Raw genomic sequence first — 22,845 nt, 5'->3', positions numbered from 1 at the left:
ATGCCCTCAGTGTCGCATATTTCAATAATTATTGTTGGAGGCCTCTAAGCAATTTTTTATCCGCAATTTACTTGCGAGAAACTGACTTTTCGCTGATTTTAGTTGTATTCTTGCCTATAATAAGGACTTATTGGATTAAGCAAACAGAGTCTGTATGTCAGTACATTGCGAGTTGTTTGGCACCTTGGGTTGCCATCTCTGTGAAGAGGCAGAGCAGGTCTTGCAGCCTTTTGTTGCGCAAGGCTTAATGGTTGAGTTACTGGATATTATTGATTCGCCTGAGTGGCTTGAGCGTTATGCTTTAAGCATTCCGGTTTTGCGTCGAGTTGATAATGGCCAAGAACTGCACTGGCCATTTGATCAGCAAGCGGTGCTGCAGTTACTTACATAATGATCTTATCGCGTAAGCGTTCGGCTGCTTCTTTAAGGGCACCAATCACGCGCTCTTTATCGTAGTTTTGGATATTACTGGTATCCAAGTACATTGAGAAACCAGGCAGCTCATGCTCAACATAGCTACTGGTTGCGCCAAGATCACGGCGAAAATCTACCACTTGGAATATTTGCACAGGGCGGGAGAAACCTTTCACGTTAATCTGGCCTTTATCACGCGCCATGATCACATCTTTAGTCAGTGAGTAGGTTTCATTCGACATCAAAATCTCACCTGACTCAGCAGCGCTTTCTAAGCGGCTGGCTAGGTTTACTTCGCGGCCGATGATGGTGTAATCCATCCGTGTGTCTGCTCCAAAGTTACCTACGGTGCAGTAACCGGTATTGATACCCATACGGATCTCTAGGGGTTTATCAATGCCCTGAGCGCGCCAGTGCTGGCGTAATACTTTCATGTGCTTGCGCATGGCAATTGCCATTGATACCGCCGCAACAGCGTCTTTCTTGGCGCCTTGGGTATTAGGGTCACCAAAGAACACCATTACGCTATCACCAATAAACTTATCAATCGTGCCGCCATACTTTAAGGCGATTTTGGACATTTCATTGAGATAGTTATTGAGTAAATCGGTTAGCGCTTCCGCTTCGAGTTCTTCAGACAGCTCAGTGAAACCCTTAATGTCAGAAAAAAATACGGTTAGCTTCTTACGCTGCGTTTCAAGCTTAACTGTGCGCTTACCACTAAAAATCATTTGCCAGACTTGTGGTGATAAGTATTTGGCAAGGTTATGCGCTAAGCGCGCTGCTTTTTCTTGTTCACGTTTAATATCGAGTCGAACTTTAGCGAGGTGAATACTTTGTAAGTGGACAAAGTAGGCAGTAATGCAAATATATAAAGCAGCAAAGAGTACGCTGACGACTGAAACTAACAGTGGTGCTTCAAATTGAATGGTGGGCTGCAATAATAAGCCTGCTATGCCAGCCACACTGACTGAGCCAATCAGCATAGGCAGCATCAAGCGCAATCCGCCAACGATTAAAGTGCTCAGGGTAATAATCAGCAGTCCCATCAATGATGGAATGATAGCGAAGCCTATCAGGGCAAGGACAGTACCGGTATGCAGTGAATCGAGAAAGAGTTCGGTTGTGTAAGTGAACTTTGGATAGTGAGTCTTAAAGCGCGAAGTGAAGAAATAGGCTAAATGTGGATATAGCAAAGCATAAGGAACAACCCATAAAAGGCTATATGAGAAAAAACCAGTGTAAGTACCTGCGGCGATCAATGCCGCAATAAACATATAGGCTAAAACGCGAGAATAGAACTCTTGCAATGGCGCGTTCGGAGTGATGCCTGCTGGCTTTTTTGAAGTAATGGCCTTCATTTACCCACTATATCCCTAATGATCTATTTATTATATTTATGAGCCGACAACAGTTATTAACTGGCGTAATAATACGGGTGACTGGCACGCGGGTAAAGCGACAGACTGACACAGCTCTTAGTCATTATGAATTGCCCATGTAGAAAGTGTGCGTGCATAAAAAAATATGTATTTGATACTACCTTGTTTTTTTAACAAGCGCTAAAATATTGCTGCACCGGCCTTGGCCGGTATCATTTGGTTTTTACCTATCATGTCCGACAGCAATCCTTGCTTAACCTGTGGCGCCTGTTGCGCTTTTTTTCGAGTTTCTTTTTTTTGGGGTGAGTGTGAATCAGCCGGTGGCTCCGTGCCCGACAGTATGGTTATTCCGATAAATTCAACCTATGTAGCGATGATTGGTACTGATCGCAAGCCTGCCCGCTGCAACGCACTGATGGGCGATATCGGGCAGGGTGTGCGCTGTACTATGTATGAGAAACGTTCATCCAGTTGCCAAGAGTTTCAGGCTTCCTGGGAAAATGGCGAGCATAACCCGCATTGTGATGCTGCCCGTGCTGCTCACGGTTTACCGCCGATAGATCCACCAATAGAGCCTAGCATCAGCCCTGACCGTGTTGCTTGAGCTAGCGCACTAGACGGGCGAATGAATAACTGTTGGTTTTAGCTTTCACTGCGAGAAAGATCATAAAACCTAGTGTTTTGGTTGGTTATTCTCGCAGATTTGATTAATATCATCAGCAAACAACATAAATGCATACTCATACAGTTCTCAATCAGCTCATTAGGAGGGATATCATGGACGCGCTAGAGCTTCTATTAAAGCGAGTATCAGTGCCGCGCTTACAAGACCCAGCACCCACTGCCGAGCAAATTGATCTTATGCTGCGCGCAGCTTTGCGTGCACCAGATCATGGTCAAATTCGTCCGTGGCGCTTTGTTACTGTGCAAGGGGATGATCGTAAAGCTTTAGGCGAGTTATTCGTAACCGGTTTACTTAGCACTACGCCTGAAGCAACTGTTGAGCAGATTGAGAAAACGCGGAACATGCCGATGCGAGCACCGTTGATTTTAATTGTCGTCGGCGTACTGCATGAGCATTTGACTGTTCCTAAACATGAGCAACTGCTCGCAGCAGGTTGCGCTGCACATGGCATTTTATTAGCAGCGCATGCACAAGGGGTCGGCGCGGTATGGCGTACGGGGGCGATGGCTGAAATTACGCATATTAAGCAAGGACTAGGCTTGCAAGAAAACGAGACAATTGTTGCGTACATGTACCTCGGTACGCCAATCAATAGCTTACGTAATCCACCTGCAGTTGATCCAGGGCCTTTGTTACGAACTTGGCCTGAGCAGTAACTGCTGAATTAGTCAGTGATAGGCAACTGCACAGTGGCGATAAAGCCGCCTTGCGGATGATTACTCAAGTGCAATTGTCCACCAAGTTGTTGCACCGCTCTTTTTGCAATCGCCAAGCCCAAGCCATAGCCAGGTTGTGCTTGGCCTGGTACACGAAAAAAAGTCTCGCCGAGTCTGTCGAGCCATTGCTCACTGACACCTGGGCCATGATCGCGAATACTGATGGTTAAGCCCTGCGTCTGCTGGTGCACATCTATTTCAATTGGTTGCCCAATAGGGTTAAAGCGCAAAGCATTGCGCAATAGGTTATCTAATGCGCGCTGTAGGCTGTCTGGCCAGCCGTTATAGAGACAATGTTGCGTGCCTGTGATGACAATATTCTGTTCAGGCTGCAACAGCAGCGCATCCTCCCGCAGCTTGCTGAGTAACTGAGCGATATCAATCGGTTGTTTGGCCGTTTGCTGCTGATCTAAGCGCGCCAAGGTCAGTATTTCATTGATCAAGCCGTCTAAGCGCTGACATTCGAGTTGTAAGCGGGGCCATAGCGCTTTCTGCTCCTCAGGCTCTGCTCGTTCGGCCAATGCTAAAGCAATTTGTAAGCGCGCTAGCGGTGAGCGCAGTTCATGGGAAACATCGCGCAGCAATTGCCGTTGACTACTGATCAAACCTTGCAGGCGCTGGCCCATTTGGTTGAAATCAAGCGCCAAAGTGCCCAACTCATCACGCCGAGTCGCCAGTTTCGCCAGTTGATGGTCCTGATAGCTGGTGCGACCCAGATCATGCACTGCATCGCGTAAGCGATTAAGCGGCCGTGTAATTGAAATAGTCAGCAGTAGGCTCATCAAAGTTAATACGCTCAGTGCGATGACTAACGCACTAATCGGTCGTAAACCATCACTGCGTTGCCATGCGCCGAGTTCGCTATGAGGAATGCGGTAAACAAACAAATAGATTGCGCCTTGCTTGCCTGTTACTTCTTGGGTGATGCGTCGCCACGGTAAGCGGTGCATACCGCGCTTGGCCTCCAAAGCTGCCGAGCGGGGCGAGATATCGCGACTCAATGACAGACCATTTTCATCCAGAATTTGTGTTTCAATTCGGTAATGGTGCTTTTGCTGCTGCAATAAACGTTGCGCTTGTTGCAGTTGCCCCGATTCATGCAATTGCAACCAGGTGCTAGCGAAGCTGTTTAAACTGGGGTGATGATTAAGAATCCAATCATCTTGATTGAACATACGCACTAATAAGTAGGTTAAAGCGCCAGTTACTATCAGTGCCAGCCAAAATGCGCCAAGAATTCGCCAAAACAATGAGCGCATAGTGTTGATCCTAATAAAAGCAGCGGTTCAGCTTAGGCATGAACCGCTGCGGGATACTTCTGAGTTATTGAGTCGCACATTTACCAGATGGTTGATTCTGGCAATCTGCGCGAGAAGTTTTGCCAGAGCGATGCATTTTCTGCTTCTTGTGCATATTGTTTTGCATGGTACTGATTTTTTTGTCGAACTTTATTTGTTGCTCTGCATTTAACACGCCACGCAGTTTGTCGTGATGGGCTTTACGCGCAGCTTGTTGTTGCGCTCGGTGCTGCTGCATTTCCTCTTGAAAGCTTGCGCGTTGTTCAGTGGTGAGTTCAAGTTCATCAAACCAAGCACTCTGGCGCTGCTGCATCATTTGTTGACGCTCTTGCATACGCTGTTCTTGTTGCGCTGTTTTGCCAACTTGTGCCGGCGCTTCAGTTGCAGCAAAAACGCTAAAAGGAAGTAGGGCACTGAATAATAGGGCAGTTAATTTGATTCGCATGGTGTTTCTCCTTAATAAGAGTCCCGATGTCTTCGGGATGGAACAAGTATGCCAAGATCAACGTCAACTGCGGTCAAGCTCATGTAAAGAATAGGTAAACTTTATGCGCTGTAGAAATAACCGCGTCCGCGCATAGCAATGATTCGAGGGCGTGAGTCAGCGTGCGCTCCGAGTTTACGTCGTAAATTACTGACATGCATATCTAAGCTGCGGTCATACAGGGTGAGCTTACGATCAAGCGCCAGTTGCGCCAGTTGTTGTTTGTCGATGGGCTCACCTGGTGTTGCCAGTAGCGCTTCAAGAATACGGCCTTCAGAGACGGTTAAGACAATGTCCGCTTGATCATTGATATTCACCACGCCGCGCGCGGGACTGTACTGCAAGTCGCCGAAGACGATATTGCTGGGCACACAGGGTAAACTAACGCTACGGCGCAATACCGCACGCAGACGAGCGGTTAACTCGCGTGGATCACAAGGCTTAGCCAGATAATCATCAGCGCCCAGTTCTAAACCAATAATACGGTCAGTGGGCTCACCGCGCGCAGAGAGCATCAGCACCGGTAGCTCTGCATGCTCTTGACGTAATTTGCGCAACAATTCTAAACCATTGCCGTCCGGCAGCATGACATCCAGAATCACTGCATCAACCTGATGTCCGTCAGCCAAGTAGGCTTGTGCGCCTGCAGTATCAAAGCAAGCATGCACGACAAAGCCTTCTTGACTGAGCCAATGACTTAATAGCTCGCATAACTCTTGGTCGTCATCAATGAGTAAAATATTGCTCATAGCGCTTTAACAACTCCAACAGCTCTAGTGAGCATCTTACTGCGGGAATACTTGCTTAAAAGGTTTCACCTGTACATCCGCATAAACACCCGCAGCGCAATACGGGTCAGCAGCGGCCCACTCTTGCGCGTCTTGCAAAGAAGCAAATTCGGCGACAATTAAGCTACCACTAAAACCTGCAGTACCAGGATCGTTACTATCTATCGCTGGATGAGGGCCGGCAATAATTAAACGCGCGCTATCTTGCAGTGCTTGTAAGCGTTCTAGGTGAGCAGGGCGTGCAGCCAAGCGTAGCTCTAAGCTATTGGTATTATCAGTCGCAATAATTGCATAAAGCATGGTTATTCCTTATTCGGGTTAACTGGAGTGTCTTGCATGTAACGTGACAAGAATATCCCTTGGCCAATCAAAAACAGCACCGTCATTCCTAAGCTGCCAAACACTTTAAAGTCGACCCAAATCGACGGAAAGTTAAAGGCTACAAACAGATTCGAGGTGCCTAAAAAGAGGAAGAAAACGATCCAAGCGATATTGAGTCTGGTCCAAATCCGATCAGGCAGGCTGACGGCATGGCCCATAACACGCTTGATTAAAGGCTGCTCACCAATAAAATGACTACCAGCAAAGCCCAAAGCAAATAGCCAGTTCACCACCGGTGCTTTCCACTTTAAAAAAGTTTCGCTATGAAAAGCTAACGTCAGTCCACCAAAAAACAAACAACCCACTAAGGTAATCCATTGGCTTTTTTCTAAGCGGCGATGGGCTAAAAACAAGCTGCCGTAGACCAGCACCGAGCTGATCACCAAGATTGCCGTGGCGCTAAAGATACCGCCGAACGAAATAACATGGCCTGCCAGCTCAATATCACGCGGTTCTAGCTTAAAGACGATAAAAAACAGCAGAAGAGGGATAAAATCGATGAATTGTTTCACAGTGCGCGCCATAACAGTAAGGAAACGGCATAATAGCAAACACAGCGGCTAGCGTAAGCATTGAAAATGGATATAGATCTACATTGTCACAGTACAGCATCTGACGGGGCTCTTGCGCCACGTGAGGTTGTGTTGCGCGCACATCAGCAAGGTGTTGAGGTTTTATCTCTCACCGATCACGATACACTGGAAGGCCTGATCGAGGCTCAGCAAGCAGCACAAGAAGTCGGCATCAAGCTCATCACCGGCATTGAGATGTCGTGCTTATGGGGTGGTGCCACCATCCACGTCTTAGGTTACGACTTTGCTTTAGATGATCCGACTTTATTAGCAGCAGTCAAAGATTTACATGAAGGGCGCTGGTTGCGCGCGCAAGAAATTGCAAAACGTCTTGCAGCAAAAGGCATGCCCGATGCTTTAGCCGGTGCGCAAGCCATTCAGGCGGCATTAGGCGACAGTTTAAATGCACCGGCACGTCCACACTTTGCTCAGTTCTTAGTGAATGCAGGCCATGTGCGCGATCATGCAGAAGCCTTTCGTAAATGGCTCGGTGCAGGCAAGATTGGTGATGTGAAGCAGCATTGGCCGTCTTTTGACGACACTATGGCCGTGTTGACTCAAGCTAAGGCTTCGATCAGTTTGGCACATTTGTACCATTATAATTTCACCCGCACTAAGCGCCGTCGTTTAGTGCAGGACTTTGTCAACGCTGGCGGCCATGCTATCGAAGTGGTCAATGGCATGCAGCCAGCCGAACAAGTCGGCACACTATCGATTTTAGCCCGTGAATTTAATTTAAAAGTGACTGCAGGCAGTGATTTTCACCTGCCACGGCAATGGTCAGAATTAGGTAAGTATCGAGCTATACCAGACGATCTCACCCCCTTATTCGTCCATCATTCCAATAACTCACTATAAGGACATCATTATGAAGTTTTTCCAGATTCATGCGGAAAACCCGCAAGAACGTTTAGTTAAACAAGCGGTGGAAGTGATTCGCAAAGGTGGCGTGATCATTTATCCGACTGACTCATCCTATGCATTGGGTTGCCGTTTAGGTGACAAAAGTGCATTGGAACGTATTCGCAGAATTCGTCGTTTAGATGACAAACATAACTTCACTTTAATGTGCCGCGATCTGTCAGAGTTAGGTGTGTTTGCTAAAGTAAATACCACCGCCTTTCGCCTATTAAAAGCTTATACACCAGGACCTTATACCTACATTCTTAATGCAACACGTGAAGTTCCACGTATGCTGATGCATCCTAAGCGTCGTACCATCGGTTTGCGCGTCCCAGGCCATCCGATTGCACAGGCGTTATTAGCAGAACTGGGTGAGCCGCTGATGAGCGTGACGCTGATTCTGCCTGATGCGACTGAGCCGCTGAGTGATCCTTACGAGATTCGTGACCTGCTAGAAAGCCAAGTTGATTTGATTATTGATGGTGGTTATGGCGGCATTGAAGCCTCTACTGTTGTTAGTTTTGTTGATGAAGAACCCGAAGTGCTGCGTATTGGTTGCGGCGATCCCGAACCTTTCCAGTCGCTTTGATGGCAGCACATGTCTAATCCGTCAGCACCAAGTGTTTCGACAATAGAGCAGGGCGTCGATGTAATGCCTGCGGAAGCTCTGCAACTGCCTTTAGCGCTGGTGTATGGCGAAGCGATGACCGCTTTGCCTATGGATTTGTATATTCCACCTGATGCTTTAGAAGTGATTTTGGAAGCTTTTGAAGGGCCGCTGGATTTACTGCTGTATCTAATTCGCAAAGAAAACATCGATATTCTTGATATTCAAGTCGCGCAAATCACCCATCAATACATGGGTTATGTCGAGCTAATGAAAGCGGTGCGCCTTGAGTTGGCCGCTGAATACCTAGTGATGGCCGCCATGCTGGCTGAAATTAAGTCGCGCATGCTGTTACCACGCAGCCGCCACAGTGCAGCCGATGAAGAAGACGATCCGCGCGCTGAGTTGATTCGTCGCCTGCAAGAATACGAGCGGATTAAAACGGCAGCAGAAGACTTAGATGAAATCCCACGCTTAGGTCGCGATGTGTTTATTGCAAAGGCTGTGGCACCGGATGCGCGCAGCCGTCGCTTAGTACCTGATGTGGCTTTTGAAGAGGTGTTATTGGCCATGGCTGAAGTGTTACGCCGCGCCAATATGTTTGAAAGCCATCAAATTAGCCGTGAAACCTTATCCACCCGTGAGCGCATGAGCATGGTGCTAGAAGCCTTGCGAGATGGCAGCTTTGTGCCCTTTGCGCGCTTATTTAGCATAAAAGAAGGGCGCTTAGGGGTGGTGGTGACCTTTATGGCGATTTTGGAACTGGTAAAAGAGTCGTTAATTGAACTGGTTCAGAATGAGCCTTATAGCGAAATCCATGTACGGACTAAACAGCATGAATGAGCTGGATTTTGATGATGTAGAGCAATTTGCTTTAGTGTTGGAAGCCTTGTTGTTGGCCGCCGCCAAACCCTTAAGCCTAGAGCGTTTAACCGAGTTATTTGATGAAGAGGAGCGTCCGAGCAGCAGTCAATTAAAAGCCGCACTGGCCAAACTGGCTGAAGATGTGGCGACACGCAGTTATCAACTGACTGAAGTCGCTTCTGGATACCGCTTACAAGTGCGCTCTGCATACAGCGCTTGGGTTGGACGTTTATGGGAAGAGCGCCCGCAGCGTTATTCTCGCGCCATGCTCGAAACCTTGGCGCTGATCGCTTACCGTCAGCCAATCACACGCGGTGAAATTGAAGATGTGCGCGGCGTGGCAGTCAACACGCAAATTATCAAAACGCTCTTAGAGCGTGAATGGATACGCGTGGTTGGTTATAAAGATGTGCCGGGTAAGCCAGCCATGTTAGCCACCACCAAAGTGTTCCTCGATTATTTCAATCTGCGCGGACTCGATGAACTGCCAAATCTCGCTGAGTTAAAAGGCTTACAACCAGAACCAGAAGATGATCTGCAGCAGAGCGTACAAGCACAGGTTGCGACTACAGCCGAAACCGCAAAAAACGCAGAGCCTGAAGATAACAACATCACTTTTAGTTCGTTACTCGCTGAGTTGGACGACATGGAGCAAGGTTTGAAAACAGAGTTTACCGATCAGCCGTTAGAGCTGAGCATCGATAAACCTGAAGCTGACTCACAGAGCACTGATCAGATTACAGCTAAAGAGTGATCTCAGTTGCTACGTTTATATATGCCATAATCAATATTATGTTAAATCGACTATATTGAAGACCATACGACTAAACCCCTTTGCATCGACAGACACCTCCTTCCTGCTGGGTTACAGCCTCAGCTAAGACATGAATCTGCTTCAGTCAATACGTACCTGCATCAACAACAGCTACTCGGCTTTACTAACTGATGATAAAAGCAGCGCCATGCGCACAGATGTTAATTTAGCTGCCGCATGTCACTTATCGGTTTTTACTGAGGATAAGATCTACTGTTCATCATCCTTCGCAGTTGTTTTCAGTTGCCGGATGATGATTATCAGCATGGCAGCCAACACTACAACGCCAGCCGCTAAGATTGCCCACAATAAATATGGTGGACGCTCAGATTGTGATTGTAGCGCCGCAGGCGTAACCGGCTCATCTAGGCTAAAGCTGGCTTCAGGTAATTTGTCTTCGTGACCTTGCTGATAGCCAGGAATCAATTGTGCTAGCTGCAACCATGTGTTTTCTTGGTTTGTACAGGTTAACCGATACGGCGCATGGCCCTGTGCTAAAAATGCAAGCTGCTGCAACGGCACTAAAGCTACGGCAGTCATATCGCTTGGCCAAACAGCATTATGCCCCGTGGTTAAAACCTGTAGTGCTTGCCAACGTTCTTTACTCACCCTAAGCGGTTGGTTGTTATGGGTTTTGCCATCGTATTGCACGTGCATCACTGAGCCGTGACTAAGTGTGCGCCAAGGTGATTCTGAGCTTACCCTGCCCTGTAATTGCACAGCTACATTTGTACCTAAAGTCTGTGTGCTTAATTGCAAAGCATCAATGGCCAAAGGCGGGTTGAATTGCCAGATCAAAGCCTGTTTACCCTGCATAGTTTTACTCTGGGGTGCGCCTAACTCAATACGTTCCTGCGGGGGCGCAGTGTTTTGCTGTTGCTCACTGATAATTTCTGCACGGTGAATGACTATTTCGCCGGCCAAAGCCTCGTCCCAGCGCAAGCGAATAAAGTGCTCATTTAACGCTATGTATGGCAGGTCAATGCTCATTTTATTAATGACATTACCGTCTTCGCTGTGCCAGCGGCCAAGAAACGCATCGGTGTGCAGTGGCTGCCAGCGCTTGAGATCCTTGCTGATATCGATTTGCACAGGAATCATTTCGCTTTCTGGAATATCAGCGCTTAGAATCAATTGCACAGCCTGGTGATCTTTATCAAATAAGCGGCTGTCGAGTAGTACCCCGCGTTGCTTGCGCTGAGAGGTTTCGCTGCTGGTGACAGTGTTCCACTCAAGACTGCGCAGCCCTTGCTGCTCAATCACGCGCAAGGCGGACCGATCAGGCAAGGCCTGCCTGTCCCATAATGGATATACAGCGTTAATTGCGGTTGTTGTATTCAAAACTGTGCGCGCTTTTTTAGCTGAAATACGCGCCATACTCATGTTTTTACCAGCCCCATCGATGACATGAATATTTGCAAAACCAGCTGTTTGACACTCAACCAACAGCTGACTAGGCACACTCACACGATGAATACTGTCTTGGCTGTGTAGCTGTAAATCAACTAAAGGTGCCGCAGCAAGATGAGTGACGCACACGAGCAAAAATAGCGCGGCGCTGGATTTTTTATGCTTCATGCTGATCTCCAGTCGAGGGTGGAATCGGGGCAAAGTATCCAATAATCAAAAGCATCACCCCCACTACAATAAAGGCGATCACTCGTTCCATACCGCCATGATTGGCAAGGTCAATTAACACCAGTTTGACCACTGTCAGTGCCAATAAAGCCGCCCCTACCATCCAAATCCAGCGAGATAAACGACGGTGCGCGACCAGCATCAGCACTAGGGCTAACGTTGACCATAAAATGGCATAGCCTGTCTGCACTGCAAAGCTTTTAAATAAAGCCTCAGCCTGCCAAGTAACATCAAAGTAATGATGCGCTGTGCGCAACCAAGCAGTATTGAGCCAAACAAACAATGCAACAGCCATGCATACATAAAAGTTTCGCAAGGAAATTGCACTAGAAAACATCTGCATCTGTGGATGATTGCGTAGCGATGAGAACCAAACAGCAAGACTGCCAATGCCGAGCAATACGGTTAAATCTGTCGGGTTAATAATAGGGATAAATGGCAGCGGTTTAGCTAAACCTGATGACGTCAGCATCAGTAAGGTTGCTAGCCAAGCGATTAATGCCACCAAGGGTATAGCGCCCGCTTGCAGATACACCGAACTGTAATCACGTAATGGCCAGGAGTTGCGTACTTTTCCAGCCCATGTAGTCAGCAGTATTAAGCAAACCGTTGCACAGAATAAAAATGTGACACTTTGCCAAGCGCTGGTTACCAAGCTGCTTTGATGTACCACCTGATAGAGGCTTTGTCCGAATACCGCCAAAAGAATGTAGACACTGCTTGCATGCGCAAATCTACGCACAGATTTTGTGAACAGTTCGCTGTGATGATCGGCCCAATATAAACTGTAGTAATGCAAAACAAAGGCTAAAAGCCAAAATGCCCAACCATAATCTGCTAAAACTGTTTGACTGCTATGACTCACGGTTACGACAAGAAAGGTACATAGAACCACCGGCAAAATGCAATACGCGGCGGCATCGGCCTGCGCGTAAATCCTGCGCCCCCAGCGCATTGATGCAAATACGAGTAACAGTGCTGTCGCTGCTACTAAATAGAGCTGTAGCGCGTTGTCTCCCGTGCTATCAGCGAAGCGGTTGAGCAACCCTGCTTGATCAAGCGTTGCAATTTGAGTTGCGCAGGCGAGCCATATTAAGAGCAAACCTAAGGCATAGAAAATCGGGTGCAAGACCGGCTCAACAGAACTGTATGTCTGAGCCAGGCTGCTATTGCTATGGGCTAGAGGCTTTTTCAACCAAAACGCAAGAATCAGCGCAAGAACAGCCATTATTAACGTACTGAGTACTGGGCTACTTAACTCTGACCAGGTCATTGGCTCTAATAAAATCGCCAAAGAAGTCGCATATAAAGCCAGTCCGAGTAGACGAGGCATCCAGCGTGCTTGCCTGGCACCGACCCAAAAAGCCGCCGTTCCTTGTAAGGCCCATGAAATGGCTAAGAATTCTCCATCCAAAGCTAAGGGAATTGTTACCGTGATAAAGCCGACGCTTAAAGCAATAAAGCTCTCCGCCAGTAAGCGATAATGTTGCTTACCTTGTTTTATTTTGTTCAATAGCAACATGCTTAATAGTGCATACAAAAACGCTAAAATCAGAGCAGAAAAAGCAGCGCCCAATGGTAAATGTTTAATCAAACCGTATTGCAAAGCAAAACCGATGATTGGCGCACCAAAAACTAAAGTTTGATCAACAAATTCTAAGTGTGTCTTGGCAGCTTGACGTGCCGCATTTTTGGCATAGAACAGAGCTGTAATCAGGTAAATCAGGAAAAACCCAATTAAAAAAAGTTGGGTTGGCAGGTAGTTTTCTGTTGTGAATGAAAGCAGTCCCCAGCTTGTACCTACACCAAATGTGGCTAAAAAACCAAGTAAGTTGAGTGCGCGCCAGTACTTAAAGTAAGCAATCAGCAAAATCGCAAGGTTTAGCACCATGTAATAGCTAAATAAGCCAATGTAATCACCGCTGCCAGTCGACAGCAGCACAGGCGCTGCGAATCCGCCCGCCAAGGACATCACTGCTAGGGCTTGGCTGTTTTGCAGCAAGGCCAGCAGGCAGCCGGCGGCACAGACTAAAATAATAAGCGAAAAAGTAATGGGCATGCCTAGTAAGCCATAACCTTTCATCGTTGCCAGCAAGGTTAAATAGAGCACTGCCACGCCCCCACCTTGTAAGGCTAAGGCATAATTGGGCATCATTTTGCGCTTGATAAAGCCAAATGAGAGCAGCGCTAAGCCACATAATGCGATAAAACTTAAGCGCAGTTCAATGGGCAATAAGCCCTGTTGTGTGGTGTATTTAGCTAAAAAAGCCAAGCCAATAAATACTACAACCACACCGACTCGCACCATGGTGTTGCCGCCAAGCAACCAGTCAATACCGCGCTGTATCAACGCGGAAACACCGCCTACTGGAGAGGCTTGCGGCTCTTGGTGAGCCTTAGGCGTTGGTATGTAGTCATTCTGTACACGCGGTTTGCTCGCGCTCGGTATAGGCTCAGAGCGCAGCTGAATCGGCGGCGCAAGCACACCTTCATCAAGCGTGAGCTCGAGCTCAACAGTAACGGGCTCGATAGCTTGAGCTATGGGGGGATTGATCGGCTGAGCTGCTGCTTTAACCAATGACTGCGCTTTTAGCTGAGCAAGTTGTTGGGCATTCTTGCGATTGTTTGCAGCAATGGATGCTGCTACTTCTTTACGGATCTCATGTCTTAAATGCAGAGCCGCACCTAAGCCAAGCAGTGGCCATAAAAACCAAGAATCCATACCGAATGGTCCAAGTTGCACAGCAAGGAAAGCCACACTTGCCCAAATAACGCCCCACAAACCCATCAGATCATTCCTTGTTCAGTATTAAGTGTTTATTGTTATCAGTAATTACCAAATTAGCGGGTGCTGGATGACCTTGCCCTGCTGCATGAGCATGATGGCGCATTATAGTATTATTTTTGTTTTACCCTGTGATGAGCAGCGCTGTTAAGAAATTCATTTCATTGATCGCATAAAAAATAACGCGCATCCACATGCTCCAGTGACACAACATCCTAAGCAGACGATACAAGGGAGCTTGGCATGGACTCATAGCTATCTTTGTTGTTAAGCAAAACTGCTGCGCAATGCCGCATACCTCGATCAGCAGCAACATGCTAAATTAGCCGATCTAGACAAATATCAAGATTCGTTCATTACCCGGAGGCTTCATGCGCTTAACTGCCCTTACCGCAAGCGTGTTCGCACTAACACTTGGCGTTGCTGCTGCAACTTCTGCAGAACAGCAAGAAATGGATCAGCAGCAGCTAACCAGCAAAACCCAGCAAACTGCTCTTGTGGTTAAGTCGGCTTGGTCACGTGAGCTACCACCTACAGCACCGGTTGGCGCAGCCTTCTTAAGCTTATCTAATCATGCTGACCAGGCTGATCGATTGCTGAGCGCTGAAAGCTCAATTGCCGAAGTGACAGAGTTGCATGCACACGTGCATGAAGGCGACGTGATGCGCATGGTAAAAGTCGATGGTATTGATATTCCTGCGCATAGCGACCTGACTCTTGAACCAGGTGGTTATCACATTATGTTGATTAATCTGCATAAGCCTCTAGTTGCAGGCCAAAGTCTGCCACTGACGCTGCACTTTGAGCGTGCCGGCCAAGTGGATGTCACTGTGCAGATTAAAAGTAGCGATGCTGGCACTTCTGCTGCAGCGCCAGAGATGGATCACTCTCAGCATAACCAGCACTGAGAGCGTGTGGCTTGATCGGTGAAATGCAAAACGGCGCAGAGTATGCGCCGTTTTGCATTGAATCGAAGTTGCCAGCTTATTTAAGCACTGGGTGTGCGCATGGTAACAAACTCTTCCGCAGCCGTTGGATGAATGCCGATGGTGTCATCAAACACTTGCTTGGTTGCACCAGCTTTGAGTGCGACGGCAATCCCCTGCATCAACTCCCCCGCATCTGGTCCGACCATATGGCAGCCTAGAACCCGGTCAGTTTTTTCATCAACAATCAGCTTCATAAAGATACGTTCTTGCTGCTCTGACAAGCTGAGCTTCATCGGTCTAAAGCTGCTTTTGAATATCTGCACAGCAAAGCCGTCTGCCCTTGCCTGCTCTTCGCTGAGGCCGACAGTGGCAATGTTAGGCAGACTAAATACTGCCGTAGGAATTAAGTTGTAATCGACAGGACGATACTCCTCTTTACGGAATAAACGTCGTGCCACAGCCATACCTTCTGCTAAGGCGACTGGCGTCAGCTGCATGCCTCCGGTGACGTCGCCAATGGCTAAAATGCTACTTTCTGAGGTTTGGTATAGCTCATTAACGGCAATGTAGCCTTGCTTATCCAGCTTAACATTGACGTTTTCTAAGCCTAAATTATCCAGCATCGGACGGCGACCCGTAGCATAAAAGACGCAGTCCACTTCAGTGGTTTGACCGTCTTTAAACGTGATTAATAAGCTCTTATCTGCTTGTTTATCAATGCTTTGCACATCGCAGTTAAAGCGTAAGGTCATATCTTTTTTCAACAACTCTTGCTGCAAATGCTCGCGTACATCTTGATCAAAACCACGTAAGAACAGATCACCACGATAGGCCAGCTGCGTCTGTGAACCGAGGCCATGAAACACTGAAGCAAACTCCACGGCAATATAGCCACCACCCACCACTAAGACTCGCTTAGGCTGCTCTGGCAAAAAGAATACTTGGTTGGAATCTGTCACGTGTTCACGGCCTGGAATATCAGGCACCTGTGGCCAGCCACCAACGGCAATAAGAATATGCTCAGCACTGTACTGTCGCTCATTAACCTCAACAGTATGTGCGTCAATGAGTTTGGCATGACCGTTAAGTAGAGTTACGCCACTGTTAAGCAGTAATTTTTCATAAATAGCATTTAAACGCTCAATCTCAGTGTTTTTATTGCGAATCAGTGTCGACCAATCAAAGCTCTTAGCTTCTACGTCCCAGCCAAAACTGCGGCTCAACTGAAAGTCATCATGAAAATGCGCGGCATAAACCATTAGTTTTTTCGGTACGCAACCCACGTTGACACAGGTGCCGCCTAAATAACGGCTTTCCGCTACGGCAACACGCGCACCAAATGAAGCGGCAAAACGAGCAGCGCGTACACCACCTGAACCAGCACCGATGACAAACAAATCAAAATCATAGGACATATAACACTCTCCAATTCAGGTGGTTAATACGTTGTGTTAGTGAGATTTATTGACCTTCTTGGTAAAGGTTCTCATAACAATAGTTGGTGGCATCAATGTAGCCCTCTACACTGCCACAATCAAAACGCTGGCCTTTAAACTTATACGCCATCACGCAGCCTTGCTGTGCTTGCTTCATAAGCGCATCAGTGATCTGGATTTCACCACCTTTTCCGGGTTCGGTGCTGGCAATCAGATCAAAAATATCAGGGGTTAAAATATAGCGGCCAATAATCGCAAGGTTAGACGGTGCATCTTCAGGCTGGGGTTTTTCAACCATCGAATGTACGCGGTAAATATCCTCACGGATCATTTCACCAGCAATCACACCGTATTTTGCTGTGTCTTCCATCGGCACTTCTTGGATGGCGACAATGGAGCAACGAAACTGATTGTACAGTTTGATCATTTGCTGCAAAACACCGTCGCCTTCGGGGTTGATGCACAAGTCATCAGCGAGCACAACGGCAAAGGCCTCATCACCAATTAAGGTGCGGCCAGTGAGGATTGCATGCCCTAACCCTTTCATTTCAATTTGGCGGGTATAAGAAAAGCTGCATTGTGTAATAAGGTTTCTAACCCCGGTCAGGTATTGTTCTTTATCAGTGCCTTGAATCTGCTGCTCCATTTCATAACTGATATCAAAATGGTCTTCAATTGCCCGTTTGTTGCGACCCGTTACTACAGCGATTTCGTGCAAACCGGCCTCAAGCGCTTCTTCGACGCCATATTGAATCAAAGGCTTATTGACGATGGGCAGCATTTCTTTCGGCATGGCTTTCGTTGCCGGTAAAAAGCGTGTGCCGTAGCCCGCAGCTGGGAATAAACACTTCTTAATCATGACAGATCCTTTTGCTATGTGGATGCGTGAACAGGCTATAATTTTTTGCTGGCCAGCATATTAATAAAGTCGGAGTTGTAAAAAAGGCCCTATTGTAAACCAATAGAGCCTTCATTTGCTGTGTATCTGATCCGTATTTTAGTCGTTACTGGTCACACCAAGGATGTGTAGCAGGCTTAAAAACAGATTGTAGATGGATACATATAAAGTGATGGTCGCCATAATGTAATTGCGTTCGCCACCACTGATGATTGCACTGGTTTGAAACAAAATCATTGCTGATGAAAACAGTACAAAACCTGCACTAATCGCCAGTTGCAAACCGGAAATATCAAAAATAAAGCCGGCAATCATCGCTGCGATTAAAACAAAGCAACCCACAGTGATGAAGCCACTTAAGAAGCTCATGTCTTTACGGGTAATCAATACATAGGCCGACAAGCCGGTGAATACGAAAGCTGTCATCGCAAAAGCTGAGCTGATGACACTGCCACCATTGGGCATGCTCAAGTACATGTTTAAAATTGGACCCAGTGTATAGCCCATAAATCCGGTTAACGCGAAGGTGGTCAGTAAGCCCCAGCCTGAGTTACGCAGTTTCATGGTTAGAAAAAATAAACCGTAAAAACCAACCAAGGTCAGCATAATGCCTGGGTGCGGCATATTCATTTGTTGCGAAATGTAGGCAACCAAGCCACTGAACGCTAAGGTCAGAGCGAGTAAACCATAGGTGTTACGTAACACAGCACTGCTTTCTGTTCCTGTAGCAGTGGTTTGCTCTAACGAGTAATTCTGTTGTTCACGCATTTTAAACTCCTGAAATAAGTATGCTGCGAGTCATCATAGCAACAAATTCAATAAATTAGCGGAAATAGTTTGACAGTAAAAAATAATGCGCTATTATGAGCGCCGTTGAAAGGGAGGAGTGGCCGAGTGGTTGAAGGCAACGGTCTTGAAAACCGTCGATGGGCGACTATCCGTGAGTTCGAATCTCACCTCCTCCGCCAAATTTAAAAATAAACCCTTGATTTTCAAGGGTTTTTTTTCGCCTGCAGTTTGCGGTATACAAGTTGGTATACAAGTCTGCAGCAGCACAAAATCAACGTCTCACAAGTTTTACTACGATCTATATGGTCCTTGCCGCTAACCAAGAAAATTTTTACAAAACTTGCTAAGTGCAACTAGCTCTCAACTGGTAGGCATAACCAGCCCTATGGTACTGATAGAGCTGGTCATTATGGCTAAAAAGCGCTGGCTACTACTTTTCCAAATCTTGCTCAATAAGTTTGTTTACCTCAACTAAACGCATCTCTAGTCGTTTTTTTTCTGCCAGTAATTCGTCTGGATCAGCTCTCCCGCCACTCGGGAGTACCTCAACTTTCAATTGACCTCCATATTCATCGACCAGTTGTTTAGGAGCTCCGCGCATAATAAAAGTCGTATCACTGTAGGCGTAGACAGTCCAATTAATATAGCTGCCCCCTGTGGAAAATCCGCCCGATTCTAAAATAATACCTTGACCTGTCGTAGCGCCAGAATCTCGGCCAAAACCTTTAGCCACTACTCTACCGAATAGGGTTAGCGACTTTTTACAGCTACGTAAAACTCCGCCCTCCCCAACGCTAACACGAATATCGACCTGCTCAGTTAGTACGCCATCCGTCCCGTAATAACGTAAACAGGCGTTTCTGACGGCCAGTTCCTCTTGGACATTAAAAACCCAAGCTTTAGACTTATCATCCCACTTCCCGTCTAAGCTTCTGGCTGTTTGTATAAAAAGCTGATTATAGGGTGCTTGAACCGACACTCTATTGTGTTCAACCTGAATTTTTACTGACATTTTATTTCCCTCTGTTATTAGGTGGGAGCAATTGTTAGCCAGTTTTATTAAAAGATACGCACTGTTAAGTGACATTTTCTGTCACTTAACAGTGGTCGTAGTTCAGCGTTGCGTGTGGTTCGTGCCTTAACTTAAATGCTTGGACGGTTGTTGACTCTAATTTATGACGCTGTCGCCGTTACTGGCGAATATCATGCTCGATTCTCTGGATAAAGAACTTGAAAAACGCGGCCATAAGTTTGCCCGCTACGCGGATGATTTCACGATTCTAGTGAAGAGCCAGCGAGCTGGAGAGCGCGTGTTGCGCAGTATCAGTCAGTACTTGCAAAGCCGTTTGAAGTTAGTGGTCAACACTGACAAAAGTCGTGTGGTTAAAACCAATGAAAGCCAGTTCTTGGGCTTTACGTTCAAGGCGAACCGCATTCATTGGCACCCGAAAACACTGCTGAAGTTTAAGCAGAATGTTCGCAAACTCACGAATCGTAACTGGGGTGTGTCAATGAAATACCAGCTGTTTAAGGTCAGCCAATATTTACGCGGCTGGATAAACTACTTTGGTATCGCCAGTGGCTATCAGCACTGCGTTGAACTGGATCATTGGATCCGGCGCAGAGTGCGAATGGCCTATTGGCGACAGTGGCGCAAGCCGCGCACTAAAGTAAGAAACTTAATGCGGTTGGGCGTTCATGTGCAAGCTGCAGTTGCATGCGGTATCACCAGCAAAGGCCCATGGCGTAGCTCTAAAACTCCGGGAATTAATCAGGCGTTATCAAATGCTTACTTAAAATCTCAGGGTCTGTACGAATTACGCGATGGTTGGATTAAGCTTCATCACTCTTAGTGAAACGCCCTGTGCGGAGCCGCATGCAGGGTGTTGTGGGGGCTGAGGGCTAGAAACCCTCGGCTACCCGATTACACGTTGAGCTTGGATACATGCTTAGCCAATTTCTCTTCAATTTGCATAAGCCGAAGAATAGGAGATTTTAACTCCTTTGTTTCTTTAGCAGCATACTCTCTAAGCTGTGATAAGCAGTTGAAATACGCTTGGTTTATGATTGGCTCAAGCTCAACACCAAACTCTGCACGTAAATTCTGCTGAATTTCTTCAATATCTCTCGTTTGGTTATTCTTTGCACCCGCACCTTGATTTTTGACTATGGGCGACCAAAGCATGAAATGCTTTTCATAACCCTCGAAATACTTGTTGGCATATTGAATGTTTTTTCGGAATTTTTTTGTAAAGCGATCCACGTTGTCTGGCTGGCGATCTTTGACGTACTGAAGCCCCGTTACTAAATGGGTAGCGACCTCGCAGATATAAACAATTTTGTTTTTAGGGTTTATGCCAACAACGTCAATTTCTCCCTGAACGTCTGGAGTGTATAGGTTGTACTCAACGAAGTCGCAGCCCAGAAAGTATTTCAGATACTCTCCTACAATTTCTTCTCCTGGGTTTTGCACGATCTCTCCTTAAGACGTGTAACGCCCGGCTCACGCGCCGGTTTGGAGCCGCTAAACGGCGGAAAATCGGTCGCTGTGCAGCCGATTGTTATGCGATTCTGCCATTTCAATTGCCTGATCTATATAGCTACTACTCTGACCCCAGCGAGGGTGGTTAGTCCTGAAACAAGTAGTTTCGTCAATCTTGAAGCCCCATAGCCTCCTGGGCTCAAACACTTTCAGTGTTTCATAACTAGGGAAGCACTCTTTTATGAACCTATCCCTGCCGGAACCCGTAAAAAATAGAGCTATATCTGGCTTCAATATACTCATTTGAGCTCTAAGCAACTTGTATGACATTTCTTTTACTAGATCAAAACTTTTAGATTTTACTGGGCTACCGCCCTTGTAGCTGATACAAAACTGATTTGCCCATACCGCGGCTTCAGAAGGTGAAGGTGAATCTGAGCAAATACGAATAGAAGCTTCTTTGTATCTTTGTCGAAATTTACTGTTTCCGGGTTTTCGCCTATTAAAGCTATTTGCAATCCTCATCGACTCTAAAATTGATCCCTTTCCAAGATCATTATAATTTTTTATTGCGCAAGTACTATTGCGCCAGCTACGAGTCTCTTGACCTATAACCATTAATTTTTTAGATGACAAAAAATAGGCTTCTGATGGACATGCAAGAAAAATTCCTGAAAGAGCTTGATCGATATATATCTGGCTGAGCTGTGATTTTTTCAAAATATCGACATAAGCTTGAGTAAGCTCTTCTTTTACATCGTCATGCTTCATAGAATCAGTCACCTTTGCGATAAATCCGTTGACCCGTCGGGTAACCATTCGATACTAATTTCGCCACCAGAAAAACGAACAACACCTTCCTTATTCGGCAGTTCATTACATTGGCACCGATACTCAATGAAATTATCTATCAACTCAATTAGGTGCACTTTGAACCCTGACTTAGTAGCCTGCTCAAAAATGTTGTCCGCAACCGTCCAACGAGTGCCGCTCAAGCGAGATTCATTATCTTCCGCACAGAAAATCACTTCACCGGTAGCTTTCACAATCTCAGGGTATTGCTTGGCAAGCATAGTAAGGCGAGTAGCTTCAAAGTTTTGATCAAAATTCGGCATATTGTTTCCTTTTGCTCATTATTCTTTCAGCTTACGACATCTGAGCGACAGATTGCGTCGTAGAGGAGCATAATCGGGATAGGGAGACGCCTCACGACGTCTCTCCTCCCACACCACCGGGCATACGGGTCACGTACCACGGCGGTTCAAATCTCTTTAAATTTCATCTTGCCGCCAGTTCTGGCAGCCCCAAGTTCTTAAAGTATCTGTTTGGTAACGCTCGGTAAAGGGCAGGACTTGCGCTTAATCGCCACGGGCCATGAGCCGACTTAGCAGTATTCCATGCCAGCCATCGATCCACACCCAAGCGCCTAAGCATCCGATAGCCTTTGCGCCCCCATTGCTTCCAAATATAACTACGCAATCGTCGTCGAATCCATTTATCCACATCACGCAGAGGGCTCAGCACTTCAGCTATGTCGAAGTACGCTTTCCAACCAAGCAGGGACTTTCTTAGCTCTGCGATAATGTGTTTGAGTGAATGGCCTCTTGTTCGACGGCTCAGCAATTTAACCGTAGCTTTGAGCTTCAGTAGCGAGTTATCCGCCACCTTGATTCCCTGGTCTCGTTGACTGAACGTAAAGCCAAGAAAGGTTCGTTTCCATGGCCGATCTACTGCACTCTTTTGGGTATTCACTTTGAGCCGTAGCGAGTCGCCAATATAGCGCTGCAGACCTTTCATCACGCGCTCACCCGCTTCTCGACTTTTAACAAACACAACAAAGTCATCAGCATAGCGAACGAAACGGTGCTCCCGACGTTCTAGCTCCCAGTCCAACTGGTTCAACACAATGTTCGAGAGTACCGGTGACAACGGCCCACCCTGTGGCACGCCTTCGGTACTGGTTTGTGTTACGCCATTTAT

The 22,845-nt window shown here is 46.8% G+C and carries 25 protein-coding genes and 1 tRNA gene; 10 read left to right on the top strand and 16 right to left on the bottom strand.

The annotated features are described in order from the left end of the window. Nucleotides 1-154 precede the first annotated feature (154 nt). Entirely contained in the window at nucleotides 155-391 is a 237-nt protein-coding gene (locus H591_RS0103090) for a glutaredoxin family protein (protein WP_022965484.1), read from the top strand. On the opposite strand, the gene H591_RS0103085 is transcribed toward H591_RS0103090, so the two are convergent. After that, nucleotides 384-1,775: an adenylate/guanylate cyclase domain-containing protein gene (locus H591_RS0103085; RefSeq protein WP_022965483.1), complete on the bottom strand. Its 1,392-nt coding sequence runs from the start codon at nucleotides 1,773-1,775 to the stop codon at nucleotides 384-386. The genes H591_RS0103090 and H591_RS0103085 overlap by 8 nt on opposite strands. 253 nt (nucleotides 1,776-2,028) lie before the next feature. Here H591_RS0103085 and H591_RS0103080 point away from each other — a divergent pair, with 253 nt between their 5' ends. Continuing rightward, on the top strand, nucleotides 2,029-2,400 hold the full coding sequence (locus tag H591_RS0103080) for a YkgJ family cysteine cluster protein (protein ID WP_028244133.1): 372 nt from the start codon (nucleotides 2,029-2,031) through the stop codon (nucleotides 2,398-2,400). Nucleotides 2,401-2,573: 173 nt separating this feature from the next. After that, on the top strand, nucleotides 2,574-3,137 hold the full coding sequence (locus H591_RS0103075) for a nitroreductase family protein (RefSeq protein ID WP_022965481.1): 564 nt from the start codon (nucleotides 2,574-2,576) through the stop codon (nucleotides 3,135-3,137). 8 nt (nucleotides 3,138-3,145) lie between these two features. On the opposite strand, the gene H591_RS0103070 is transcribed toward H591_RS0103075, so the two are convergent. From H591_RS0103070 to H591_RS0103050, 5 genes are all read right to left on the bottom strand, one after another. Beyond that, on the bottom strand, nucleotides 3,146-4,456 hold the full coding sequence (locus H591_RS0103070; protein WP_022965480.1) for a HAMP domain-containing sensor histidine kinase: 1,311 nt from the start codon (nucleotides 4,454-4,456) through the stop codon (nucleotides 3,146-3,148). Nucleotides 4,457-4,520: 64 nt separating this feature from the next. Further along, on the bottom strand, nucleotides 4,521-4,940 hold the full coding sequence (locus H591_RS0103065) for a DUF2756 domain-containing protein (protein ID WP_022965479.1): 420 nt from the start codon (nucleotides 4,938-4,940) through the stop codon (nucleotides 4,521-4,523). 101 nt (nucleotides 4,941-5,041) lie between these two features. Next, nucleotides 5,042-5,728 (bottom strand): response regulator transcription factor, encoded by a 687-nt coding sequence (locus H591_RS0103060; protein WP_022965478.1) that lies wholly within the window; start codon nucleotides 5,726-5,728, stop codon nucleotides 5,042-5,044. A gap of 36 nt (nucleotides 5,729-5,764) precedes the next feature. Beyond that, nucleotides 5,765-6,067, bottom strand: a complete 303-nt coding sequence (locus tag H591_RS0103055) for a YciI family protein (RefSeq protein ID WP_022965477.1) — start codon at nucleotides 6,065-6,067, stop codon at nucleotides 5,765-5,767. 2 nt (nucleotides 6,068-6,069) lie between these two features. Next, complete coding sequence (locus H591_RS0103050) at nucleotides 6,070-6,660, bottom strand: septation protein A (protein ID WP_028244132.1); 591 nt, start codon at nucleotides 6,658-6,660, stop codon at nucleotides 6,070-6,072. 66 nt (nucleotides 6,661-6,726) lie between these two features. Between H591_RS0103050 and H591_RS0103045 the strand changes: the two genes are divergently transcribed. The 4 genes from H591_RS0103045 (at nucleotide 6,727) to scpB (ending at nucleotide 9,848) form a co-directional block, all read left to right on the top strand. Continuing rightward, complete coding sequence (locus tag H591_RS0103045; protein ID WP_022965475.1) at nucleotides 6,727-7,578, top strand: PHP domain-containing protein; 852 nt, start codon at nucleotides 6,727-6,729, stop codon at nucleotides 7,576-7,578. Nucleotides 7,579-7,585: 7 nt separating this feature from the next. Further along, nucleotides 7,586-8,212: an L-threonylcarbamoyladenylate synthase gene (locus H591_RS0103040; protein WP_028244131.1), complete on the top strand. Its 627-nt coding sequence runs from the start codon at nucleotides 7,586-7,588 to the stop codon at nucleotides 8,210-8,212. A gap of 63 nt (nucleotides 8,213-8,275) precedes the next feature. Continuing rightward, nucleotides 8,276-9,073, top strand: a complete 798-nt coding sequence (locus H591_RS0103035) for a segregation and condensation protein A (protein ID WP_022965473.1) — start codon at nucleotides 8,276-8,278, stop codon at nucleotides 9,071-9,073. A 1-nt stretch (nucleotide 9,074) separates the two neighbouring features. After that, nucleotides 9,075-9,848 carry an SMC-Scp complex subunit ScpB gene (gene scpB, locus H591_RS0103030; RefSeq protein ID WP_028244130.1) on the top strand — a complete coding sequence of 258 codons (774 nt, stop codon included), beginning with the start codon at nucleotides 9,075-9,077 and terminating at the stop codon, nucleotides 9,846-9,848. Nucleotides 9,849-10,118: 270 nt separating this feature from the next. Here scpB and H591_RS0103025 read toward each other — a convergent pair whose 3' ends face one another. Beyond that, nucleotides 10,119-11,486, bottom strand: a complete 1,368-nt coding sequence (locus tag H591_RS0103025) for a DUF3999 family protein (protein WP_022965471.1) — start codon at nucleotides 11,484-11,486, stop codon at nucleotides 10,119-10,121. Beyond that, complete coding sequence (locus tag H591_RS14690; RefSeq protein WP_022965470.1) at nucleotides 11,476-14,334, bottom strand: DUF2339 domain-containing protein; 2,859 nt, start codon at nucleotides 14,332-14,334, stop codon at nucleotides 11,476-11,478. The genes H591_RS0103025 and H591_RS14690 overlap by 11 nt, the downstream gene beginning before the upstream one ends. A 368-nt stretch (nucleotides 14,335-14,702) precedes the next feature. Between H591_RS14690 and H591_RS14685 the strand changes: the two genes are divergently transcribed. Next, nucleotides 14,703-15,239 carry a copper chaperone PCu(A)C gene (locus H591_RS14685; RefSeq protein WP_022965469.1) on the top strand — a complete coding sequence of 179 codons (537 nt, stop codon included), beginning with the start codon at nucleotides 14,703-14,705 and terminating at the stop codon, nucleotides 15,237-15,239. 80 nt (nucleotides 15,240-15,319) lie between these two features. On the opposite strand, the gene gorA is transcribed toward H591_RS14685, so the two are convergent. From gorA to H591_RS0103000, 3 genes are all read right to left on the bottom strand, one after another. Next, nucleotides 15,320-16,675: a glutathione-disulfide reductase gene (gene gorA / locus H591_RS0103010; protein WP_022965468.1), complete on the bottom strand. Its 1,356-nt coding sequence runs from the start codon at nucleotides 16,673-16,675 to the stop codon at nucleotides 15,320-15,322. Between the two features lie 46 nt (nucleotides 16,676-16,721). After that, on the bottom strand, nucleotides 16,722-17,555 hold the full coding sequence (galU, locus tag H591_RS0103005; protein ID WP_022965467.1) for a UTP--glucose-1-phosphate uridylyltransferase GalU: 834 nt from the start codon (nucleotides 17,553-17,555) through the stop codon (nucleotides 16,722-16,724). Nucleotides 17,556-17,693: 138 nt separating this feature from the next. Continuing rightward, the gene (locus H591_RS0103000; RefSeq protein ID WP_022965466.1) at nucleotides 17,694-18,362 is read right to left on the bottom strand and encodes a Bax inhibitor-1/YccA family protein; all 669 of its coding nucleotides are present in this window, start codon (nucleotides 18,360-18,362) and stop codon (nucleotides 17,694-17,696) included. A 112-nt stretch (nucleotides 18,363-18,474) separates the two neighbouring features. On the opposite strand from H591_RS0103000, the gene H591_RS0102995 reads away from it, so the two are divergent. Then, nucleotides 18,475-18,562, top strand: a tRNA-Ser gene (locus H591_RS0102995). Between the two features lie 251 nt (nucleotides 18,563-18,813). Here H591_RS0102995 and H591_RS0102990 read toward each other — a convergent pair. Beyond that, nucleotides 18,814-19,395, bottom strand: coding sequence for a hypothetical protein (locus H591_RS0102990; protein ID WP_156853114.1), 582 nt, complete (start codon nucleotides 19,393-19,395; stop codon nucleotides 18,814-18,816). Nucleotides 19,396-19,558: 163 nt separating this feature from the next. On the opposite strand from H591_RS0102990, the gene H591_RS14680 reads away from it, so the two are divergent. Continuing rightward, the gene (locus H591_RS14680) at nucleotides 19,559-20,236 is read left to right on the top strand and encodes a group II intron maturase-specific domain-containing protein (protein ID WP_022965464.1); all 678 of its coding nucleotides are present in this window, start codon (nucleotides 19,559-19,561) and stop codon (nucleotides 20,234-20,236) included. 71 nt (nucleotides 20,237-20,307) lie between these two features. On the opposite strand, the gene H591_RS0102980 is transcribed toward H591_RS14680, so the two are convergent. From H591_RS0102980 to H591_RS0102965, 4 genes are all read right to left on the bottom strand, one after another. Further along, nucleotides 20,308-20,856 carry a hypothetical protein gene (locus tag H591_RS0102980; protein ID WP_022965463.1) on the bottom strand — a complete coding sequence of 183 codons (549 nt, stop codon included), beginning with the start codon at nucleotides 20,854-20,856 and terminating at the stop codon, nucleotides 20,308-20,310. Nucleotides 20,857-20,907: 51 nt separating this feature from the next. Beyond that, nucleotides 20,908-21,636 carry a hypothetical protein gene (locus H591_RS0102975; protein ID WP_022965462.1) on the bottom strand — a complete coding sequence of 243 codons (729 nt, stop codon included), beginning with the start codon at nucleotides 21,634-21,636 and terminating at the stop codon, nucleotides 20,908-20,910. A gap of 8 nt (nucleotides 21,637-21,644) precedes the next feature. After that, complete coding sequence (locus H591_RS0102970; protein WP_022965461.1) at nucleotides 21,645-21,980, bottom strand: hypothetical protein; 336 nt, start codon at nucleotides 21,978-21,980, stop codon at nucleotides 21,645-21,647. A gap of 163 nt (nucleotides 21,981-22,143) precedes the next feature. Continuing rightward, the coding region (locus tag H591_RS0102965; RefSeq protein WP_028244129.1) for a reverse transcriptase domain-containing protein at nucleotides 22,144-22,845 on the bottom strand (702 nt) is incomplete at its 5' end.

Source organism: Denitrificimonas caeni DSM 24390 (assembly GCF_000421765.1).
Classification (GTDB): Bacteria; Pseudomonadota; Gammaproteobacteria; order Pseudomonadales; family Pseudomonadaceae; genus Denitrificimonas; species Denitrificimonas caeni.
Note: the sequence above shows the minus strand (reverse complement) of the source record. Positions and strands in the feature narration are given on the sequence as shown.

Excerpts from the sequence above, each read along its gene's own strand:
- H591_RS0103090 (WP_022965484.1), top strand. The coding sequence starts at position 155 with ATGTCAGTACATTGCGAGTTGTTTGGCACCTTGGGTTGCCATCTCTGT.
- H591_RS0103085 (WP_022965483.1), bottom strand. The coding sequence starts at position 1,775 with ATGAAGGCCATTACTTCAAAAAAGCCAGCAGGCATCACTCCGAACGCG.
- H591_RS0103080 (WP_028244133.1), top strand. The coding sequence starts at position 2,029 with ATGTCCGACAGCAATCCTTGCTTAACCTGTGGCGCCTGTTGCGCTTTT.
- H591_RS0103075 (WP_022965481.1), top strand. The coding sequence starts at position 2,574 with ATGGACGCGCTAGAGCTTCTATTAAAGCGAGTATCAGTGCCGCGCTTA.
- H591_RS0103070 (WP_022965480.1), bottom strand. The coding sequence starts at position 4,456 with ATGCGCTCATTGTTTTGGCGAATTCTTGGCGCATTTTGGCTGGCACTG.
- H591_RS0103065 (WP_022965479.1), bottom strand. The coding sequence starts at position 4,940 with ATGCGAATCAAATTAACTGCCCTATTATTCAGTGCCCTACTTCCTTTT.
- H591_RS0103060 (WP_022965478.1), bottom strand. The coding sequence starts at position 5,728 with ATGAGCAATATTTTACTCATTGATGACGACCAAGAGTTATGCGAGCTA.
- H591_RS0103055 (WP_022965477.1), bottom strand. The coding sequence starts at position 6,067 with ATGCTTTATGCAATTATTGCGACTGATAATACCAATAGCTTAGAGCTA.
- H591_RS0103045 (WP_022965475.1), top strand. The coding sequence starts at position 6,727 with ATGGATATAGATCTACATTGTCACAGTACAGCATCTGACGGGGCTCTT.
- H591_RS0103035 (WP_022965473.1), top strand. The coding sequence starts at position 8,276 with ATGCCTGCGGAAGCTCTGCAACTGCCTTTAGCGCTGGTGTATGGCGAA.
- H591_RS0103025 (WP_022965471.1), bottom strand. The coding sequence starts at position 11,486 with ATGAAGCATAAAAAATCCAGCGCCGCGCTATTTTTGCTCGTGTGCGTC.
- H591_RS14690 (WP_022965470.1), bottom strand. The coding sequence starts at position 14,334 with ATGGGTTTGTGGGGCGTTATTTGGGCAAGTGTGGCTTTCCTTGCTGTG.
- H591_RS14685 (WP_022965469.1), top strand. The coding sequence starts at position 14,703 with ATGCGCTTAACTGCCCTTACCGCAAGCGTGTTCGCACTAACACTTGGC.
- gorA (WP_022965468.1), bottom strand. The coding sequence starts at position 16,675 with ATGTCCTATGATTTTGATTTGTTTGTCATCGGTGCTGGTTCAGGTGGT.
- galU (WP_022965467.1), bottom strand. The coding sequence starts at position 17,555 with ATGATTAAGAAGTGTTTATTCCCAGCTGCGGGCTACGGCACACGCTTT.
- H591_RS0103000 (WP_022965466.1), bottom strand. The coding sequence starts at position 18,362 with ATGCGTGAACAACAGAATTACTCGTTAGAGCAAACCACTGCTACAGGA.
- H591_RS0102990 (WP_156853114.1), bottom strand. The coding sequence starts at position 19,395 with ATGTCAGTAAAAATTCAGGTTGAACACAATAGAGTGTCGGTTCAAGCA.
- H591_RS14680 (WP_022965464.1), top strand. The coding sequence starts at position 19,559 with ATGACGCTGTCGCCGTTACTGGCGAATATCATGCTCGATTCTCTGGAT.
- H591_RS0102975 (WP_022965462.1), bottom strand. The coding sequence starts at position 21,636 with ATGAAGCATGACGATGTAAAAGAAGAGCTTACTCAAGCTTATGTCGAT.
- H591_RS0102970 (WP_022965461.1), bottom strand. The coding sequence starts at position 21,980 with ATGCCGAATTTTGATCAAAACTTTGAAGCTACTCGCCTTACTATGCTT.